General features: G+C 69.6%; 19 protein-coding genes. 7 read left to right on the forward strand and 12 right to left on the reverse strand.

Annotation, left to right across the window (positions count from 1 at the left end; all coding sequences use genetic code 11):
- Nucleotides 1-219: 219 nt before the first annotated feature.
- On the forward strand, nt 220-2,199 hold the full coding sequence (locus G6048_RS14635; protein ID WP_165339954.1) for an NAD-binding protein: 1,980 nt from the start codon (nt 220-222) through the stop codon (nt 2,197-2,199).
- A gap of 16 nt (nt 2,200-2,215) precedes the next feature.
- Here G6048_RS14635 and G6048_RS14640 read toward each other — a convergent pair whose 3' ends face one another.
- Complete coding sequence (locus tag G6048_RS14640) at nt 2,216-2,626, reverse strand: nuclear transport factor 2 family protein (RefSeq protein WP_165339955.1); 411 nt, start codon at nt 2,624-2,626, stop codon at nt 2,216-2,218.
- 125 nt (nt 2,627-2,751) lie between these two features.
- Between G6048_RS14640 and G6048_RS14645 the strand changes: the two genes are divergently transcribed.
- Together G6048_RS14645 and G6048_RS14650 are read left to right on the forward strand one after the other, a co-directional pair.
- A complete protein-coding gene (locus G6048_RS14645) occupies nt 2,752-4,623 on the forward strand; it encodes a S9 family peptidase (RefSeq protein WP_165339956.1) in 1,872 nt (623 codons plus the stop codon).
- Nucleotides 4,624-4,707: 84 nt separating this feature from the next.
- Nucleotides 4,708-5,562 carry an SURF1 family protein gene (locus G6048_RS14650; protein WP_328825971.1) on the forward strand — a complete coding sequence of 285 codons (855 nt, stop codon included), beginning with the start codon at nt 4,708-4,710 and terminating at the stop codon, nt 5,560-5,562.
- 289 nt (nt 5,563-5,851) lie between these two features.
- Here G6048_RS14650 and G6048_RS14655 read toward each other — a convergent pair whose 3' ends face one another.
- The 4 genes from G6048_RS14655 to G6048_RS14670 all read right to left on the reverse strand — a co-directional run bounded on the left by G6048_RS14655 (nt 5,852) and on the right by G6048_RS14670 (nt 10,635).
- On the reverse strand, nt 5,852-6,934 hold the full coding sequence (locus G6048_RS14655) for a hypothetical protein (RefSeq protein WP_328825972.1): 1,083 nt from the start codon (nt 6,932-6,934) through the stop codon (nt 5,852-5,854).
- A 254-nt stretch (nt 6,935-7,188) separates the two neighbouring features.
- On the reverse strand, nt 7,189-7,764 hold the full coding sequence (locus G6048_RS14660) for a SigE family RNA polymerase sigma factor (protein WP_165339958.1): 576 nt from the start codon (nt 7,762-7,764) through the stop codon (nt 7,189-7,191).
- 452 nt (nt 7,765-8,216) lie between these two features.
- Nucleotides 8,217-9,311 (reverse strand): aspartate-semialdehyde dehydrogenase, encoded by a 1,095-nt coding sequence (locus G6048_RS14665; RefSeq protein ID WP_165339959.1) that lies wholly within the window; start codon nt 9,309-9,311, stop codon nt 8,217-8,219.
- A 46-nt stretch (nt 9,312-9,357) separates the two neighbouring features.
- On the reverse strand, nt 9,358-10,635 hold the full coding sequence (locus tag G6048_RS14670) for an aspartate kinase (protein WP_165339960.1): 1,278 nt from the start codon (nt 10,633-10,635) through the stop codon (nt 9,358-9,360).
- A gap of 278 nt (nt 10,636-10,913) precedes the next feature.
- On the opposite strand from G6048_RS14670, the gene G6048_RS14675 reads away from it, so the two are divergent.
- Together G6048_RS14675 and G6048_RS14680 are read left to right on the forward strand one after the other, a co-directional pair.
- Nucleotides 10,914-11,693: a response regulator transcription factor gene (locus G6048_RS14675; protein WP_328825975.1), complete on the forward strand. Its 780-nt coding sequence runs from the start codon at nt 10,914-10,916 to the stop codon at nt 11,691-11,693.
- Complete coding sequence (locus G6048_RS14680) at nt 11,690-13,078, forward strand: HAMP domain-containing sensor histidine kinase (RefSeq protein WP_165339962.1); 1,389 nt, start codon at nt 11,690-11,692, stop codon at nt 13,076-13,078. The genes G6048_RS14675 and G6048_RS14680 overlap by 4 nt, the downstream gene beginning before the upstream one ends.
- Here the strand turns inward: G6048_RS14680 and G6048_RS14685 are convergent.
- Nucleotides 13,044-13,541, reverse strand: a complete 498-nt coding sequence (locus G6048_RS14685; RefSeq protein WP_165339963.1) for an SgcJ/EcaC family oxidoreductase — start codon at nt 13,539-13,541, stop codon at nt 13,044-13,046. The two genes, G6048_RS14680 and G6048_RS14685, sit on opposite strands and share 35 nt — an antisense overlap.
- A gap of 147 nt (nt 13,542-13,688) precedes the next feature.
- On the opposite strand from G6048_RS14685, the gene G6048_RS14690 reads away from it, so the two are divergent.
- Nucleotides 13,689-14,423, forward strand: coding sequence for a sulfite exporter TauE/SafE family protein (locus G6048_RS14690; protein ID WP_206341597.1), 735 nt, complete (start codon nt 13,689-13,691; stop codon nt 14,421-14,423).
- Between the two features lie 25 nt (nt 14,424-14,448).
- Here G6048_RS14690 and G6048_RS14695 read toward each other — a convergent pair whose 3' ends face one another.
- The 6 genes from G6048_RS14695 to G6048_RS14720 form a co-directional block, all read right to left on the reverse strand.
- Entirely contained in the window at nt 14,449-14,838 is a 390-nt protein-coding gene (locus tag G6048_RS14695; RefSeq protein WP_165339964.1) for a twitching motility protein PilT, read from the reverse strand.
- Nucleotides 14,835-15,239 (reverse strand): hypothetical protein, encoded by a 405-nt coding sequence (locus G6048_RS14700; RefSeq protein ID WP_165339921.1) that lies wholly within the window; start codon nt 15,237-15,239, stop codon nt 14,835-14,837. The genes G6048_RS14695 and G6048_RS14700 overlap by 4 nt, the downstream gene beginning before the upstream one ends.
- Nucleotides 15,240-15,557: 318 nt before the next feature.
- Nucleotides 15,558-15,854: a helix-turn-helix domain-containing protein gene (locus G6048_RS14705; RefSeq protein WP_165339965.1), complete on the reverse strand. Its 297-nt coding sequence runs from the start codon at nt 15,852-15,854 to the stop codon at nt 15,558-15,560.
- A 188-nt stretch (nt 15,855-16,042) separates the two neighbouring features.
- The gene (locus tag G6048_RS14710; protein ID WP_165339966.1) at nt 16,043-16,702 is read right to left on the reverse strand and encodes a DUF5063 domain-containing protein; all 660 of its coding nucleotides are present in this window, start codon (nt 16,700-16,702) and stop codon (nt 16,043-16,045) included.
- Nucleotides 16,703-16,830: 128 nt separating this feature from the next.
- Nucleotides 16,831-17,430: a recombination mediator RecR gene (gene recR / locus G6048_RS14715; RefSeq protein ID WP_165339967.1), complete on the reverse strand. Its 600-nt coding sequence runs from the start codon at nt 17,428-17,430 to the stop codon at nt 16,831-16,833.
- 111 nt (nt 17,431-17,541) lie between these two features.
- Nucleotides 17,542-17,886 (reverse strand): YbaB/EbfC family nucleoid-associated protein, encoded by a 345-nt coding sequence (locus G6048_RS14720; RefSeq protein WP_165339968.1) that lies wholly within the window; start codon nt 17,884-17,886, stop codon nt 17,542-17,544.
- Nucleotides 17,887-18,175: 289 nt separating this feature from the next.
- On the opposite strand from G6048_RS14720, the gene G6048_RS14725 reads away from it, so the two are divergent.
- Complete coding sequence (locus tag G6048_RS14725; protein WP_165339969.1) at nt 18,176-18,958, forward strand: SLATT domain-containing protein; 783 nt, start codon at nt 18,176-18,178, stop codon at nt 18,956-18,958.
- Nucleotides 18,959-19,308: the final 350 nt, after the last annotated feature.

Consider the following 19,308-nt stretch of genomic DNA (forward strand, 5'->3'; position numbering starts at 1 on the left):
CGGCGGGACAGCGGATGGCGGGGCAGCCGGATGGCTGGACGGCCCGGCGCACCCAACTCCCGGGCGGTGAGCGGGAGATAGGTCAGAGACACGACGGAGGTACGGCAGCGTTTCATCAAGGGCCGTGGTGGAACCACCCGTGCTGGTGAGGCACTCTGTGCAGTTGTGGGGAGCTTTCCAAATCAGAGCGGGTCCAGGTCCAGGGACGATGCCGCGCACATGGTGGTGTGCGGGGACGACGCGCTGGCGCACCGGCTGGCGGCGGAGTTGCGCGGGGTCTACGGGGAGCAGGTGACGCTGGTCATACCGTCCGCCGTGCGCACCGTACGGCCACCGGTCGTCGGCCGGGCGTCCGCGCTGCTCGACCGGGTGTCGGCGGCGGTGACCCGGGCGGCGGGCAACGGCGGGGGCGGGGCTTCCTCGGACCGGGCCGCCGGTGCAGGGTCGCCCACCGAACCCTTGGAGGCCGCCGAGCTGACCGAGGCCGTGCTCGCCGAGGCGGGCGTCGAGCGGGCGGACGCGCTGGCGCTCGTGTACGACGACGACGAGACGAACATCCGCGCCGCCCTCACCGCCCGCCGTCTCAACCCCCGGCTGCGCCTGGTCATCCGGCTCTACAACCGCCGCCTGGGCCAGCACCTCGAGGCCCTGCTGGACCAGGCCTCGGCCCTGGCCATGGCGGGAACCGGAACGGGGGACGGAGCAGGAGCCGGTGCCGGTGCTGGTGATTCCCAGGGGCCCGGTCGGGAGCACGGTGTCGTCGACGCCTCCACCACCGTCCTCTCCGACGCCGACACCGCCGCTCCCGCCCTGGCAGCGACCGCGGTGGCCGGGACCAGCAAGGTCGTGCAGACGGAGGGGCTGATGCTGCGGGCCATGGAACGACCGCCGCCCGGCCCCGGCCAGATCGCCGATCCCGGTCTGTGCACTCTGGCCCTGCTCTCGGCGACGACCAACGACCCGGCCGGCGCGGACGGTTCCGACAGCAGCGGTGAGCACGGCCCTCAACTCCTGCCCGACGAACGCTCCGTGGCCGCCGCGACCGGCCGCGGCACCGTCGTCCTGGAAACGGTGTCGTACTCCGGCCCCACCGCCCCTACTGGCCGTGGCGTCGTGCCCGCCCTGCCCTTCGCCGCCCTGTTCTCCCGGCGCCTGCGCTGGTCGCTCGCAGGCCTGGTGGGCTGTGTGTTCGCGCTCGTGATCGCTTCGTTGGTGATGACGGACGACCATCCGCTGCACGCCACGTATCTGACGCTGCTCGATCTCTTCGCCATCAACGAGCCCGCGCTCAACCAGGACCAAGGCCGCCAAATTCTCCAACTCCTCACCAGTCTCGTCGGGTTGCTGCTTCTTCCCGTACTGCTCGCCGCGGTCCTCGAGGCCCTCGGCACCTTCCGCAGCGGTTCCGCGCTGCGCCGACCGCCCCGCGGGCTCTCCGGCCATGTCGTCCTGCTCGGGCTCGGCAAGATCGGTACGCGCGTCCTTACGCGGTTGCGCGAACTCGACACCCCGGTGGTGTGCGTCGAGGCCGACCCCGAGGCGCGCGGGATCGCGACCGCGCGGCGCCTGCGCGTGCCCGTCGTCCTCGGCGACGTCACCCAGGAAGGCGTCCTGGAAGCCGCCAAGATCCACCGGGCTCACACGCTGCTGGCCCTGACCAGCGCGGACACCACCAACCTCGAGGCCGCCCTGTACGCCAGGACGGTGCGCCCCGATCTGCGCGTCGTCCTGCGGTTGTACGACGACGACTTCGCCACCGCCGTGTACCGCACCCTCCGCTCGGCCCACCCCTACGCGCTCACCCGCAGCCGCAGCGTCACCTACCTCGCCGCGCCCGCCTTCGCCGGAGCGATGATGGGCCGCCAAATCCTGGGCGCCATACCCGTCGAACGCCGCGTGCTGCTCTTCGCGGCCCTGGACGTCGCCGGGCACCCACAACTGGAGGGGCGGACGGTCGCCGAGGCCTTCCGCCCCGGAGCGTGGCGAGTCGTCGCCCTGGACACGACGGCCCCGGACGAGCGCAGCCCCGACCTGGCCACCGACCCCGCCCCGGACGCCCCCACACGGACACCGGGCCTGGTCTGGGACCTGCCGCCCGGCTACGTCATGGGCGCCCGCGACCGCGTGGTCCTGGCCGCCACCCGCCGCGGCCTCGCGGAACTACTGGGGCGCCGGCGCCGGGACCGTACGAACCCTTAAGCGGCCGAGCCACGCCTCAGTAGCGCTCAACCAAGTGCTCGCGCCCCGCCGGAGGTTCGTACGGCTCGGGCCAGAAGTCCGTCATCGATATGACGCGGCCCTGGTCGTCCCCCGTGAAGAACGCGATGCCGTACATCTCCTCCAGGCCCACCGTGAAGTGGATCCAGGTGACGACCTGCCCGGGCTCGGCGACTATGCGCTCGATCCGCAGGTGCCAGTCGCCGGGATACTCCCGGTTGAACTGGACGAACTTCTCGCGCCCGCGAATGCGCTCGCGCGTCTGGGGCAAGGTGTAGACGACGTCCTCCGCGAGGGTCTCCGCGAAGGCCGCCCAGTCGCGGGCCTCAGCTGTGGCCCAGAAGGTCTCAACTGTCTTGCGCAGATCGGTCAGTTCGCTCGGATCAGCTGATTCGGTCGATGGGGTCATACCGCGATACTGCACCACGCCACTGACAATCGCCCTGACCTGCGAAAGTCCAGAAAGGCCACGAGTTATCCACAGGCTGAGGGCCTCGGCAGCGGATTGTCGGTGGGAGCGGGCAGTATGGGGTCATGACTGAGAGCAACGGGGCCAACCCGGACGAGGGGACCATCTCGCAGCACGCGGCGATGCCGCACGACGAGGCCATGCCGGACTGGGAGAAGCGCTTCCGGGCGCCCCGGGTGTCCTTGCCGGACTGGGCGCAGGACGCACCGCACCGTTCGCTGTTCGTGTCGAATGCGACGGGGACATACGAGTTGTACGCGTGGGATCGCGAGACGGGTGCCCAGCACCAGGTCACGGACCGGCCCAACGGTACGACGGACGGGGTGCTGACGCCCGACGGCGAGTGGATCTGGTGGTTCGACGACAAGGACGGGGACGAGTTCGGGGTCTGGCGGCGTCAGCCGTTCGACAGAGACGAGAGCGCCCCGTCCGGCCCCGACGAGGCGGCGGCCCCCGGCCTCGACCCGTCGTATCCCGCCGGGCTCGCGCTCGCACGCGACGGACGTACGGCGGTCGTCGGCAGGTCGACCGATGAGGACGGCTCGACGATCTACGTCACCCGGGCCGGTGAAGACCCGGTGGAGATCTACCGCCACCGGGAGTCGGCGGGCGTCGGCGACCTCTCGCACGACGGCTCACTGATCGCGATCGAGCACACCGAGCACGGCGACGCGATGCACTCGGCGCTGCGGGTGCTGCGGCTGGACGGTTCGGCGGTCGCGGAGCTGGACGACACCAAGGGCGGCACGGTCGAGCTGGGCCTTGAGGTGCTGGGCTTCGCCCCGGTCGACGGCGACACCCGGCTGTTGGTCGGGCATCAGCGGCGCGGGCGCTGGGAGCCGATGCTGTGGGACGTGGCGTCCGGCGAGGAGACCGACCTGGCGCTGACCGGGCGGCTGGACGGCGACCTGAGCGCCGAGTGGTACCCGGACGGTTCCGCACTGCTGGTCGTGCACAGCTACGAGGCACGCAGCGAGCTGTGGCGGTACGACCTGGCGTCCCGCCGGCTCGAGCGGATCCCGACGCCGAAGGGCACGGTGTCGGGGGCGACGGCCCGCCCGGACGGCAGCGTGGAGTATCTGTGGTCGTCGGCTGCCGAGCCGCCGGTGGTCCGCTCGACGTCCGGCGAGGTGGTCCTGGATCCTCCCGGGATGAAGTCTCCGGGATCGGTGCTCGTTCAGGACGTATGGGTGGACGGTCCGGGCGGGCGCATCCACGCCCTCGTGCAGCGGCCCGCGGGAGTGGCGGGCCCCCTGCCCACCGTCTTCGACATCCACGGCGGCCCGACGTGGCACGACAGCGACTCCTTCGCGGCGGGACCGGCGGCGTGGGTGGACCACGGGTACATGGTGATCCGGATCAACTACCGCGGCTCGACCGGCTACGGGCGGGAGTGGACGGACGCGCTCAAACACCGGGTCGGCCTGATCGAGCTGGAGGACGTGGCGGCCGTCCGGGAGTGGGCGGTGACCTCCGGCCTCGCCGACCCCGACCGGCTGATCCTCACGGGCGGCTCCTGGGGCGGGTACCTCACACTCCTGGGCCTCGGCACCGAGCCGGACGCGTGGGCCCTCGGCATCGCGGCGGTACCGGTCGCGGACTACGTCACGGCGTACCACGACGAGATGGAGGCCCTGAAGGCGATGGACCGCACCCTTCTCGGCGGCACACCGGAGGAGGTCCCCGAGCGCTTCGAGGCCTCGTCCCCTCTGACGTACGTCGACGCGGTCAAGGCCCCCGTCTACATCTCCGCAGGCGTGAACGACCCCCGCTGCCCCATCCGCCAGGTGGAGAACTACGTCACCCGCCTCGCCGCCCGCGACGCCGTCCACGAGGTGTACCGCTACGACGCGGGCCACGGCTCCCTGGTGGTCGACGAACGCATCAAGCAGGTCCGCCTGGAACTGGACTTCGCGGAGCGGCACCTGGGGAGGTGAGAGCAGAGGGCTCACTTGCCGGGGCCGCAGCGAGGGGCCACCCCTCACCCGGGCTTCGGGCAGGGGCCCCGTAACGTGGAGGGCGTGTACCGGTTCCTGCTGACCACCCCCCGCTGGTGGGCGATCAACGTCTTCGTACTGCTGGCCATCCCCTTCTGCGTGTTCATGGGGTCATGGCAGTTGGGGCGGTTCGAGGACCGCGTCGAGAGCCACCGCACGGCCGAGGAGAAGGTGTCCGAGGACCAGCGGGAAGCGGCCAGGCCCCTCGCCGAGTTGCTGCCCGTGGACAAGGAGACGTCCGGCCGGCAGGCCACGGCGACCGGCCGGTACGGGAAGCAGTTGCTCGTGCCGGACCGGGAGCTGGACGGCAAGCGCGGTTACTACGTCCTGACGATGCTGCGTACCGACGACGGCAAGGCCCTGCCCGTGGTCCGGGGCTGGCAGCCCGGTGACGCCGACGCCGCGAAGGCCCCGGCCGCCCCGACCGGCGAGGTCACCGTGACCGGCGCGCTCCAGGCGTCCGAGAGCCCCGGCTCGGACGGCGTGAGCGCGGCCGGTGGTCTGCCCGCCGGTCAGACGGGCGCGATCAGCGCGGCATCGTTGGTGAACGTGGTGCCGTACGACGTGTACGACGCCTGGGTCACGCTCGCCGAGGCCGACGCGGGGATGACGGCGGTGCCCGCGAAGGCGCCGCAGGACACGGGACTGGACCTGAAGGCGTTCCAGAACCTCGGCTACACCGGCGAGTGGTTCGTCTTCGCGGGCTTCGTGGTCTTCATGTGGTACCGACTGCTGCGCAGGGAGGTGGAGTTCGCACAGGACGCGGAGCTGGGGCTCGCCGCGGAGCCGACGAGCGGTCCCGCCGAATCCGCCGAGTCGGCCGAACCCGCCGACGAGGCGCGCGACGAGCCGAAGGCGTCGGCCTCGCCTACGGCCTGACGCACGGCATCAGCCTCGCGTACGGCCTGATGCCAGGAGCCCGCTAAGCGCTGGCTCCGCCGGATTGGTTCGACGCTGCGGGTCCGTCGTGGCTGGTCGCTCCTCCACTCTCGGCTTCTCCCCCACTCTCGGCTTCGCTAGCGGGGGGACCCCCATGAGCGGGCCCTCCATGAGCGGGGGACCCCCCATCCCGGCGGAGCCGCACATTGATGCAGCCCCGCGCCCCTAACGGGCCTGCGGCCCTCTCGGGGGCGCGGTGCTGAGCGAACCTTGGCAGGTCAGCCCGGCGTCAGGACGCCGCCAGCACCCCAGTCCGGTACACCGTTCCCGCACAGGCGTCGGGCACGGTCGCTGACGCTGTCGGGGCGCCGTCCTCCGCCGTGTTGGACACCACGACGCTGCCGTCCTGGACGCCTTCCTCCGGGGCGAGCTGCGTGGTTGTGCCGTCGCCGGTGCCGCCCTCCGAACCCGAGGTCGTACCACCGCTGTCGCCACCGGTGGTGGTGCCGTCCGTGGGCGTCGGCTCGTCGGGTGGCGTGGGGTCGTCGTCGGGAACGGTCGGGCAGGTCTCCGAGGGCACGAAGGCGAACTTCACCTCGTATGCCGCCCCCGGTTGCAGTACCAGCGTGCTGACCTCGGCCGACGGGTCGGGCAGCCCGGTCGCCTCGCCGCCCGAAGTATGGGAGACCACCTGGATCTTGGACGCGTCCGCCGCGCCCTGCGGGAGGGCTGAGACGGTGCCGGAGCCGGTGACCGTGCAGGTGGCGGCGGAGACGTTGGCGATCTGGAAGGTGCCGTAGACGGCGCCGGCGGCGTCCGGGGAGCCGACGTTCGAGGTGGCGTTGCCGAGCTGCGTGGACGTACAGGCGGGTGCGTCGGCGGCCGAGAGCGTCGGTTCCGCTCCGCCGGTGGATGCGCCGCCGCTCTCCTCCTTGTCCTCGCCCGGCGTCTCCTTCTTGTCTTCCTTGTCCTTCTCTTTGTCCTTGCCCGGAGAGCTGCCGGGGCCGCTTGCGTCGCTGTCCTGGGAGGAGCCGCCCTGGCTGGACCCGCCCTGGGTCTGCGAGGTCTTGTGGCCGGCGATGGACGGGTCGGCGTCGGAGCCGGTGGAGTTCGAGACGTGCACGAGGGCCGGGATGGCCGTGCCGACGAAGAGCGCGGCGGCGGCCATGCCGACCACGGCCTGGCGCTTGCGGGCCCGCCGGACCGGTACCGCGCGCCGCAGATGCTGCAGCACGGCGTCGTCGTCGGCGGGCTCGAGCTCCTGCACGGCCTGGTGCAGCATCCTGCGCAGGGCCAGCTCGTCGGAGGCCAGGCCTTCCAGACCGGCGCCCTCCGCACTTCCTGAACCGATGCCACCCGAGACATCCGGCACTCCGAAGCCCCCTGCCGAACCCGGCGCACTCGACGCGCTAGACCCGCCAGGCGCCCCAGGCGCCTCAGATCCGCCAGGCGCCCCAGGCCCGCTCGACTCCCCCGGCCCGCTCGACTTCCGCGGGCCCGGATTCTCCGAGTGGCCGTGATTCACAGTTCCGTTCCCAGTGCCGTTTCCAGCGTGCCGTTCATGATCGTGCTCGTACCCATGCTCGTACTCGTTGTCGTCGCGAGCCCGGTCGCGATCGTGGTCGCTCATGCCGAAGCCTCCATGGCGACGCGCAGGGCCGCGATGCCGCGCGAGCCGTACGCCTTCACCGAGCCCAGCGAAATGCCCAGCGTCTCGGCGACCTGCACCTCGGTCATGTCCGCGAAGTAGCGAAGGACGAGGACCTCGCGCTGCCGGCGCTGGAGTCCCTTCATGGCCTTGATCAGGTCGTCGCGCTCCAGCAGGTCGTACGCGCCCTCCTCGGCGCTCGCCATGTCGGGCATCGGCTTGGTCAGCAGCTTCAGGCCGAGGATGCGGCGGCGCAGCGCGGAGCGCGACAGGTTCACGACGGTCTGGCGCAGATACGCGAGGGTCTTCTCCGGGTCGCGCACGCGTTTGCGCGCCGAGTGCACCCGGATGAAGGCCTCCTGGACGACGTCCTCGCAGGAGGCGGTGTCGTCGAGGAGGAGCGCCGCGAGGCCCAGGAGAGAGCGGTAGTGGGCGCGGTAGGTCTCGGTGAGATGGTCGACGGTGGTGCCCGCGGCCATCGCGTCGTCAGCGCCCTCGCGCTGATCCGGGATGCGTGCGGGCCGAGCTGCGGGCATGGGCGCGATCACCGGCATGCCGCCGGGCCCACCGGACAAGCGGGGCCGACGGGGCGGGCGCAGGGCTGTGCCGCGCGCAGCTGGGAATTCGAGTACCTCTGCCACGCATGTTGGACACGTTTACCCCTGTCGGGGTTGTACGCGACAGGCATCACATTTGCGTCAGACCGCGCGCCCCCCGGCGCGACCGGCAACGCGCCTGTCAACGCGTTGTATGCCCTCATGCGTACCAGCTCTTCCTCTATGCCCATGTGATCGCGGCGTCCGGACACCCCTCAAGGGCGACCCCAAAGACGCTCCCCGCCCTCCGCACGGTTGCGGAGGGCGGGGAGGAAAATCTTCGGACGCCGAAGGCCTCGGTTCTAGGTCCGGACCAATGGGCGAACCATCAAACTCTCACAGATTCTACAAACGTTTCAGCCCAGGACCACACGATCATCGGCAAACCGGCCCGCACTCAGGACAGTTACTCATGCCTCGGCCCTGTTCCCGGCCCCCTTCATCTCCCCCGCCACCAGCTCAGCGATCTGCGCCGTGTTCAGCGCGGACCCCTTCCGCAAGTTGTCCCCGCACACGAAAAGTTCGAGCGCCGTCGGATCGTCAAGAGCCCGCCGTACGCGCCCCACCCAGGTGGGATCCGTGCCCACTACGTCAGCCGGTGTCGGGAACTCCCCGGCGGCCGGATCGTCGAAAAGCACCACCCCGGGCGCTGTGGCGATGATCTCGCGGGCCTGGTCGACGGTGACCTCGTGCTCGAAGCAGGCGTGGACGGTCAGCGAGTGCGTGGTGACGACGGGCACGCGTACGCAGGTGACGGCGACGCGGAGGTCCGGCAGCCCGAGTATCTTGCGGGACTCGTCCCGTACCTTCATCTCCTCCGAGGACCACCCGTCCTCCCGCGGAGTCCCGGCCCACGGCACCACATTGAGCGCCACCGGCTCGGGGAACGGCCCGGTGTTGTCCCCCACGGCGCGGCGTACGTCACCGGGGGTCGTCCCCAGCTCCGTACCCGCGACGAGCGACAGCTGCTGTCGCAGGGTGTCGACGCCCCGGCGTCCGGCACCGCTCACCGCCTGGTACGAGGACACCACCAGCTCACGCAGCGAGAAGTGCGCATGCAGTGCGCCGAGGGCCACGATCATGGACAGCGTCGTGCAGTTGGGGTTGGAAACGATGCCGCGCGGCCTCAGGCGCGCGGCATGCGGATTGACCTCCGGGACCACCAGCGGCACATCCGGGTCCATCCGGAAGGCGCCGGAGTTGTCGACCACGACCACGCCCTTGGACGCGGCGATGGGCGCCCACCGCTCAGCCACTTCGTCCGGTACGTCGAACATGGCGACGTCGACGCCGTCGAAGGCGGCCTCGGTGAGTGCCACGACCTCGACCTCCTCGCCGCGCAGGGCCAGCTTGCGGCCGGCCGAGCGCGGCGAGGCGATCAGACGGATCTCGCCCCAGATGTCCGCGCGCTGGGACAGGATCTGAAGCATGACCGTACCGACGGCTCCGGTCGCTCCCACGACCGCGAGCGTCGGCTTTCCGGCCCGCCCCGCAACCGCGGTCATCGGCGGCCGGTGCCTCCGTACGAGAGGCCTCCGTAGGAGAGGACGGTCATCGCCCGGTGCCTCCGTAGACGACGGCTTCGTCGCTGTCGGAGTCGAGACCGAAGGCGGTGTGCACGGCACGGACGGCTTCGTTGACGTCGTCGGCGCGGGTGACCACCGAGATGCGGATCTCGGAGGTCGAGATCAGCTCGATGTTCACGCCCGCGCCGGACAGCGCCTCGAAGAAGCCCGCCGTGACGCCCGGGTTGGTCTTCATACCGGCACCGACCAGGGAGATCTTGCCGATCTGGTCGTCGTAACGCAGCGACTCGAAGCCGATCGCCGTCTTCGCCCGCTCCAGCGCGTCGATGGCCTTGCGGCCCTCGGTCTTGGGGAGCGTGAAGGAGATGTCCGTCAGGCCGGTGGAGGCGGCGGACACGTTCTGCACGACCATGTCGATGTTGATCTCGGCATCGGCGATGGCGCGGAAGATGACGGCGGCCTCGCCCGGCTTGTCCGGGACACCGACGACCGTGACCTTGGCCTCGGAGGTGTCGTGTGCGACACCGGAGATGATGGCCTGCTCCACCTTCTGGTCCCCTTGCTCAATCGGCTCGTTGCTGACCCAGGTGCCCTTGAGTCCGCTGAAGGACGAGCGCACATGGATCGGGATGTTGTAGCGGCGGGCGTACTCCACACAGCGGTGGAGCAGCACCTTGGACCCGGAGGACGCCAGTTCCAGCATGTCCTCGAAGGAGATCCAGTCGATCTTCCGGGCCTTCTTCACCACGCGCGGGTCGGCGGTGAACACACCGTCGACGTCGGTGTAGATCTCGCAGACGTCGGCGTCGAGGGCCGCGGCCAGCGCGACCGCCGTGGTGTCGGATCCGCCCCGGCCGAGGGTCGTGATGTCCTTCTTGTCCTGGCTGACGCCCTGGAACCCGGCGACGATGGCGATGTTGCCCTCGTCGACCGACGTCCGGATCCGGCCCGGTGTGACATCGATGATCCGCGCTTTGTTGTGGACCGAGTCGGTGATCACACCTGCCTGGCTGCCGGTGAAGCTCTGGGCCTCGTGGCCCAGGTTTTTGATCGCCATCGCCAGCAGGGCCATGGAGATCCGCTCTCCGGCGGTCAGCAGCATGTCGAACTCCCGCCCGGCAGGAATCGGGGATACCTGCTCGGCGAGATCGATCAACTCATCCGTCGTGTCACCCATCGCCGACACCACGACGACCACCTGGTGGCCGTTCTTCTTGGCGTCGACGATCCGCTTGGCGACTCGCTTGATGCCTTCGGCATCCGCTACGGAGGAGCCTCCGTACTTCTGCACGACAAGGCCCACGTGCGCTCCTCGCTCATTCCGTCTCGTACCGCACACTGCGGTCGGCTCAGTCTAACGAGCGGCCGAACACCACCCGGGTGTTATCGCATCGTGAGATGTCCCGCTCACGACGTGATCACTCGGCCCTGTCGCCGAGTGCTGCCAACGGCCCCGGCGGCCCGGCCGCTCCAGGACCGCACATGCCCCCTCAGTCAGGGCCCACTCGGAAAAGTGCGCCGAAAGTGCGCCGAGTCACACCCGGCGATGAGCCTGAGTTTTCAAGCATTAAGGTTCCGGCTGTGCGCGTACTCCTGGTGGAAGACGACGAACCGATCGCCCAGTCGCTCCGACGCGGCCTGACGCGATACGGCTTCGAGGTGGAATGGGTCACCACGGGCCGCGATGCCCTGGCTCATCAAGGGCCGTACGACGTCGTCCTCCTCGACCTCGGACTGCCCGACACCGACGGCCTCGACGTCTGCAAGGCCCTGCGGGAACGCGGCAACGTGCCGATCATCGTGATCAGTGCGCGCAGCGACGAGACGGACCGGGTGGTGGGCCTGGAGCTGGGCGCCGACGACTACGTCTCCAAGCCCTTCGGCGTACGGGAGGTCATCGCGCGCATCCGGGCGGTGATGCGGCGGATGCAGCCGCGCGCCACCGAAGCGTCGGCGGACACCGGCCCCGACCGGTACGGGCCGCGCCTGACCATCGACCGCAAGGCCGCCCGCGTACGACTGGACGACGAGGAACTGGCCCTCGCGCCCAAGGAGTACGACCTGCTCGCGTTCCTCACCCAGGAGCCCGGCGCGCTGATGTCGCGCGAACAGATCATGGAAGCGGTCTGGGACGCGAACTGGTTCGGGCCGACCAAGACGCTGGACGTCCATGTGGCGGCGCTGCGGCGGAAACTCGCGGACGCGATCACGATCGAGGCGGTACGGGGTGTCGGCTTCCGTCTGATCGTCCACGAGGACGGCGATCCGGGCGAGGGCGCGGGGAACGGCGGAAGCGGAAACGGCAGGAACCGCGGCGTCGGCGGGAACGGCGGCGGCAAGGGCGGCGGCAGCACCTCATGATCCGCCAGCTCATCCGCAGTTACGTCCTTCTCGTCGCCGTCGCGATCGCCTTGTTCACCGTGCCGGTGGCCTTCACGCTCACCGACCAGTTGCGGGACGACACCAAGCTGTCTGTCGAGCGCGAGGCCAGGACCATGGCGCTCCTGTTGGGCAACGGCAGCCAAGCCTCATGCCAGGCCCTGGAGGAGATGGGCACGGCGTACAGCCTTAAGACGCCCGACGATGTCCAGGTCCTCTCCGAGGAGGAGCCCTGCGCGGGGGAGCTGCCCCAGCCGGACCAGGACGCGGCCCTCACCAAGGCTCTGGACGAAGGCAAGCCCACCAGCGACTGGGGCTCCTCCTTCATCTGGGGTCCGCACCTGGTGGTCACCGTTCCCGCCCACACGAATCAGGGTGCGGACGATGCGAAGGGCCCGGTAGTCGGAGCCGTACGCATCGAGTACTCGACCGAGGACCTCACCGGACGGCTGTGGAGCATCTGGGGCTTCCGGGCGATCCTCGCCGGGCTCGTGCTGGCCGTGGCCGCCGTGATCGGCGCCGTGGTGGCCCGCCGGCTGACCCGCCCGCTGCGCCAACTCAACGACATGGCAAGCAAGTTCAGCGACGGTGACCTGACGGCCCGTTCTCCCGCGACGGGCCCCCAGGAGACACAGACCCTGGCTCGTACGCTCAACCAGGGCGCCGAACGCCTCGACACCCTCATGTCCGCGCAGCGCATCTTCGTCGCGGACGCCTCCCACCAGCTCCGTACGCCTCTGACGGCGCTGCGCCTGTCGCTGGACAACATCGCCGACGGTGTGGACGACGAGTTCGTCAAGGAGGACGTGGAGCAGGCGACGGCGGAGGTGGTCCGGATGAGCCGCCTGGTCAACGACCTGCTGGTACTGGCACGGGCCGAGGCCAAGGTGACTGCCGCGGAACCGCTGCCGCTCGGTGACGTACTGGAGGAGCGGCTGGCGGTGTGGCGGCCGGCCGCCGACGAGCGCGGAGTGTCGATCGCGCTCAGGGGGAGTGCCGACGGCCGGCTTCTTGTGTTGGCCAGTCCCGGTCATCTGGACCAGGTCCTGGACAACGTGCTCTCCAACGCCCTGGAGGTCTCACCGGACGGCGCGACCATCACCGTCCATGCGGAGTCCAAGGGCGATCAGGTGGTGCTGAAGGTGATGGACCAGGGCCCCGGTATGTCGGAGGCCGAGAAGTCCCGTGCCTTCGACCGCTTCTGGCGCGGCCAGGGCCTCACCGGGCGCTCCGGCTCCGGCCTCGGACTCGCCGTCGTCAGGCAGTTGGTGACGGACGACGGCGGGACCGTTGCGCTGGAGGACGCTCCCGGGCGTGGTTTGTGCGTGTCGATCAGCCTGCGGGCAGCACCGAAGAGTGGTGGTTGACGATCTTCCACTCGCCGTTGCGCTTCTCGTACTCGTACGTGTAACGGGCCTCGGCAACCGACTTCTCGCCGGTCTCGGGGTCGGTGATGTGGAAGTTGTACAGGCCGGCGTCGATCGCGGAGTTGTGGTCGAGAACGTTGATGACGGTCTTGACCTTCTCGCCGCGCGGCTTGTTCTCGAGGAAGTGCTCCATGTAGTCGACGATGCCGGCGCGGTTCGTACGCACCTCGGGCGACAGGGTGGGCAGCAGCACCGCGTCCTTGGCGTAGAGGTCGGCCACCTTCTCCGGGTCGCCGGTCTGCAGGGTCGCGTTCCACGTGTCGAAGAGGGCGGCGACCTCCTTCTTCGAGGGCTTGCCGGCCTTCTCGGGCGAGGCCGCGCTGAGCCCCGCGGTCACCGTGGCGACGGAGACGAGGGCGGTGGCGGTGACAATCGCGGCGCGTATACGGGTCTTGCGGGTCATCGCAACTCCAGTGCGGTCTAGGTAAGTTGCTCCCTTCCGCTTTCTCTGCGGTGGGAGTGACTCAAGACTCGCGTGGCGCCGGTTAGGGCTGATCCAGCGGACGTGCAGGGGTCGGACAACATCTGTCCAAAGACGGAGGGTGACGCTTTGATCACGGGCGCATGGGCGGCGAACCTGCTGCTGGGCGGCATCATCCTGCTCGGTTCCTCCGTGCAGTGGCTGACCGGCATGGGCTTCGCACTGGTCGCCGTACCCGCGCTCGTGCTCCTGCTCGGCCCGGCCGAAGGCGTCGCACTGGCCAACTGCGCCGGCGGGGTCATCTGTCTCGTCGGGCTCGCGGGCGGCTGGCGGCAAGTTCGGCTGCGGGCGATGGTGCCGCTGTGCGCCGCGGCGGCGTGCACCGTACCGGCCGGGACATGGGTGGCCCGGCGACTGCCCGAGCCCGTCCTGCTCGCCTTCATGGGCTCGCTGGTGACGGTGGCCGTGCTGCTGGTCATGCGGGGCGTCAGGGTGCCGGCCCTGCGCGGCACCGGCGGTGCGGTGACCGCGGGAGCACTGGGCGGGTTCATGAACTCCGCCGCCGGGGTCGGCGGCCCGCCGATCTCCCTGTACGCGGTCAACGCGGGCTGGCCGGTACGAGAGTTCGTCCCGAACGCGTTCTTCTACGGAGTGCTCGTGAACGCGTTCTCCGTCGCCGCGAACGGGGTGCCCCAACTCCCTGCGCCCGTATGGCTGTTGGCCGCGACCGGCATGGCCGCCGGAGCCGCCGTGGGGCGGGCGCTGGCGCCTCGGGTTCCGGAGAAGCGGGCTCGGGGGTTGGTACTGCTGTTGGCTTTGGGGGGCGGGATCACCACCCTGGCCAAGGGGTTGTGGGGGTTGTGACCCCTTGGCCAGTAGTCGAACTCGTTCAGGGACGTTCGACGCGGATGCGCTTACGGTTCGCGCATTCGACCAGGTCGCGGATGTCACCCAGGTCATCGGTGACGATCGGTGCCTCGTCGTACGCGATCGACGCGAGGACGACACTCGCATCGACCACGTCCGAGGTCCCATTGCGACGGCAGAGCGCGCCCGCGGCCTTGGCGGCCATCTCCGTGAGCGGCAGAATTTCGCAGCCGTTCAGCACCCGATGCAGACGCGCCGCCGAAGCCCGCTCATCCCAGCACTGGGCAAGCACACCCGCAGGCACCAGCACCGAGACACCGGACGCCAGCGCCTCCCTGTGCCGCCACAGGAACCGCTGGTTGTTCTTGGCCGCAGCGATCAGCGCGCCGCTGTCGTAGACAACATGCTTCATGCGCTGCGCTGCTCCCGGTGCTCTTCCCCGAAGAGATCGTCAACCCATGCCCGAGCTTCTGCCTGCTCATCGGACGTGGGCCAGCCATGCTCGTCGAAGTACTCGTCCATCGCCCGCAACCCTTCACGGACGATGCGGCGCTTGTCGAGGTACTGCTCCAGTGCCCGGCTGATCACCGCCGAGATCTGCTCGTCCTCGGCAGCGGCGTATTGCCGCACTGCCGTTCCGAGCTCGGCATCAACACTCACGCTGAACTTCACCTTCTCTGCCATATTACGAATGTAATCCAGGAACTCCGCTGGGGCCACCGGCGCGCGGAGGCGCACGGGCGCGCCCGCATCGGCGTCTCGGAGGCACAGATGCGCGAAGTCCGCGTCCGCATGCGGGGATTCGTCACCCACGGCGCGCTTTCCGTAGCCCGTTTTAGCCATGAGGCGGGTGGGGCGCGGCAGGGCAGGGCTAGGCTGGGCGTAAGCCACGATCGAGTCCGTTCGATCCGTAGGGCCAGGCCCCGGAGCCGGTGTTGGCGCACCGACCGGGGCCGATCTTTTGCCGCGAACCTAGAGTGACTTTACGTTCAGATGCAGGCCGATCGCGGAACGTCACCCTTACTAGTTACGCGCCCTCAACCACGTACCGACTTGGCTGGTTGGGCTATCTCCGTACACGCGCTGTGGGGCGCAGGATGCCCGCCGCGCCCCACATTTCGCACGCCCAACTCATCGACATACGAAGGAGAATAGCCAGGCCGCCCCGACCGTCCGGTCCCCGTATTCGATGGTCACGGTGACTCTGGCTCCCAGCGCCTGCGCATACATACGCGTCGTCTCGAGGTTGTGGATCTCTCCCCGCTCGATCTGGGAAACCCGGCCCTGCGAGGTCCCGACCAACTCGGCTACCTGAGCCTGAGTCAGCCCCTGCTCCTCTCGGTTCTCCCGCAGGTGGTGGCCCACCACGTACGCCTCAGTCGCCGTACGGGCCGCCTGCTTGCGGGACTCCCATTCGGCATCGGACACCTCATCCCTGGACGTAGCTCCTTGAGGTTATGGGTGCGGCAGCCCGAAAGCCGGTCGACGAGCGGACGCCCCAGCGCGGGACCGCTCGCTGCCAGCATGTCGACGGCCTCTTCGACGAGGTCCGCCGGCACAGGATCCTCCTCTGCAAGCTTGAGCAGCACGACTCCACCGATGGGTGGAGGCCTTCGTTACTTGACCTCGCGCAACCCCAGCGGCCCCGCCAGTTCCTCCGCCATGACCCGGCCGGCCTCCTCCTCCAGGGCGTCCTCGTTGAGGTCCTGGTCGGTGTCGAGGCCGTCGAGTTCTTCCAGGGGCTGGTTCAGGCGTACGTGGGCCACCAGGGACTGGAGGGCTCGGAGGGTGGCGGAGGCCGTGGAGCCCCAGTTGGAGAAGTAGGAGAACTGCCACCACCACAGGGCCTCCGTGGTGCGGCCCGCCTTGTAGTGGGCCATGCCGTGGCGGAGGTCGGTGATGACGTCGGCCAGGTCGTCTGAGATACGGGCGGGGACCCGGCCCTTGCGGTGCTCGTACGGGTCGAAGACCTCGGAGTAGACGTCGATCGGGTCGAGCAGCGCGGCCAGGCGCTCGCGGAGTTCGTCCACGTCCGGCTCGGGGCCGAGGTCGGGCTCGTAACGCTCCTCGGGAAGGATGTCCTCGTGGGCGCCGAGGCGGCCGCCCGCCAGCATCAGCTGGGAGACCTCGAGCAGCAGGAATGGCACGGCCGAGTCCGGCTCGTCGCCCTTGGCGACCTCCGTGACCGCGACGAGAAAGCTCCCGACCTGGTCCGCGATCTGGACCGCGAAGTCACCCGGGTCCTGAGCGGTCGCGTGCAGCGTGGCGTCAGACATCTAGAAGCCGACCTTCCTCATGAGCAAAAAAGTGTTCAGACATCCAGGAGCCGCCCTCTCGCGAAGGCGCGGCCGTCTCAATGGCGTTCATCTCAGCCGTCTCGGAAGTCTCAGATATCTCAGCGACCTCAGACATCGAGCAACCGCCTCCCTTCGAAGGCCCGGCCCAGGGTGACCTCATCGGCATACTCGAGGTCACCGCCGACCGGCAGACCGCTGGCCAGGCGGGTGACCTTGAGGCCCATCGGCTTGATCATGCGGGCGAGATACGTGGCCGTCGCCTCGCCCTCCAGGTTCGGATCCGTGGCCAGGATCAGCTCCGTGACCGTGCCGTCCGCGAGGCGGGCCAGGAGTTCCCTTATCCGCAGGTCGTCCGGGCCGACGCCCTCGATCGGGCTGATCGCGCCGCCGAGCACGTGGTACTTGCCCCGGAACTCCCGTGTCCGCTCGATCGCCACGACATCCTTCGGCTCCTCCACCACGCAGATGACGGCGAGGTCGCGGCGCGTGTCGCGGCAGATGTTGCACAGCTCCTCCTGCGCGACGTTCCCGCAGGTGGCGCAGAAGCGGACCTTGGCCTTCACTTCGAGGAGGGCCTGCGCGAGACGCCGTACGTCCGTCGGCTCCGCCTGGAGGATGTGGAAGGCGATCCGCTGCGCGCTCTTGGGACCGACGCCGGGGAGCCGCCCCAGTTCGTCGATGAGGTCCTGGACCACGCCTTCGTACAACGGATTGCCTTCCTGTTCACGCTCTCTCGGTACGTACCGTAGTCGCGCTTGCTCTCTTGGTACGTACGGTAGTTGGCGTCCGGCCTTCTTAGAAGAGACGGCCGGATTGACTTAGAACGGCAGGCCGGGAATGCCGCTGCCGCCGCCCAGGCCCTGGGCCAGCGGGCCGAGCTTCTCCTGCTGGAGCGCCTGCGCGTTCTCGTTGGCCGCCTGGACCGCCGCGACGATCAGGTCGGCGAGGGTCTCGGTGTCCTCCGGGTCCACGGCCTTCGGGTCGATCTTGAGGGCGCGCAGCTCGCCGGAGCCCGTCACGGTCGCCTTCACCAGGCCGCCGCCCGCCTGACCGTCGACCTCGGTGCGCGCCAGCTCCTCCTGCGCGTTCGCGAGGTCCTGTTGCATCTTCTGGGCCTGCTGGAGCAGCTGCTGCATATTGGGCTGGCCACCACCGGGAATCACGATCAGCTCCTGGTCCGTACGGCTGTCCGGGCAGGGGTTTTCCGCCCGCGCGGGCGTCTCCCCGTCTGGGCATGAGCCTACGTGGTCTACAGCGGCATCGCCGCAGCACTCTTTCGAGTGAGGCAAGGCGATTGCCTATACCTGATCAAGAACCACGTCCGAGCGTAAAACCCCCGATACCGGGGCCATCGCCACCCATTGGGAGGTAGTAAAGGTGAGGGCGCTTCAGCAGCTTGCGGCACCCATGCGCCACGGTACCGTCACGCAACGTAACGATGAGGGAGCGTCGGTGAGCCAGCCGGAGATGCAGCCCGAGGGGTCGGCCCAGGACGGCCGGGGTGACGGGCGGGGGAACGGTCGAGCTGACGGATACGGATATGGGAGCGGTGTCCTGCCCGGTGCGCCCGGTGACTTGATGGGCCGGCCGTTTCCGGTCGGCGACTGGGCGGAGCCGGCGGAGCGGCTCCACGAGCTGTACCGGTGGGTGGAGGCGGGGGCGCTCGCCACGGCCTCCTGGTATCTCGCCGGGCGCGGGTGGAAGCGGCGGGGAGCGCGGGTGCTTCGGGCCGGTACGGCTGTGGGGGCGGTGGCCGGGGCCGCGCTGCCCGTGCTCGACCTCACGGGCGTGGTGGGCGGTGTGGCTCCCTGGGGTTATCTGGGGCTCCTGGGTGGAGTCGCGTGTGTGGCGGTGGACCGTTTCTTCGGGGTCACGTCCGGGTGGATAAGGGACGTGGCCACGGCTCAGGCCGTGCAGCGGCGGCTGCAGGCGCTGCAGTTCGACTGGACGTCGGAGTGTGTGCGGGAGGTTCTCGGGCCTACGGAGGGGACGGCGGCGGATGCTGCCGAGCGGTGCCTCGGGGTGTTGCGGCGGTTCTCCGAGGACGTTACGGAGCTGGTGCGGGCGGAGACGGCGGACTGGATGGTGGAGTTCCGCAACGGGACCGCTCCGCTGGGTTTGCAGTCCTCCGTGGCCGGGGCTTCGCGCCCGGACCCGTCGGCGCCGGGGCGGCCGCCTTTGGCCCCGGGGGCACGGCCGAACATGCCTCGGCAGCGGCCGCCGGAGGCTCGGTGACGGGGTCGCCCCCGCCGCCCTTACCCGTCCCATACCAAGGGGCTCCCCCCTGCGACCCCGCTGGGGCGAAGCCCCAGACCCCACCAAAGGCTTCGCCCCTGGACCCCATCGGCCTGAACGGCCTCGTCCTCAAACTCCCCCAGCTACCGCTGGGAGGTGCCCCCAGACGGGCTGATTGATACGGGCTTGCGCTGGAAAGTTCCGCCAGGGCAGCCGAACCGACCTCAGCCTCGGAAGTCAGCTCAGGGACGCGCAAATTCAGCCCCTCCGGCGTTTGCGAATTCAGCCCCTTGAGGGTCCCCCCAGCGGTAGCTGGGGGAGTTTGAGGAGCGGGGGTCCGGGGGCTGGCC

The organism is Streptomyces ureilyticus, from assembly GCF_011045025.1.
GTDB lineage: Bacteria > Actinomycetota > Actinomycetes > Streptomycetales > Streptomycetaceae > Streptomyces > Streptomyces ureilyticus.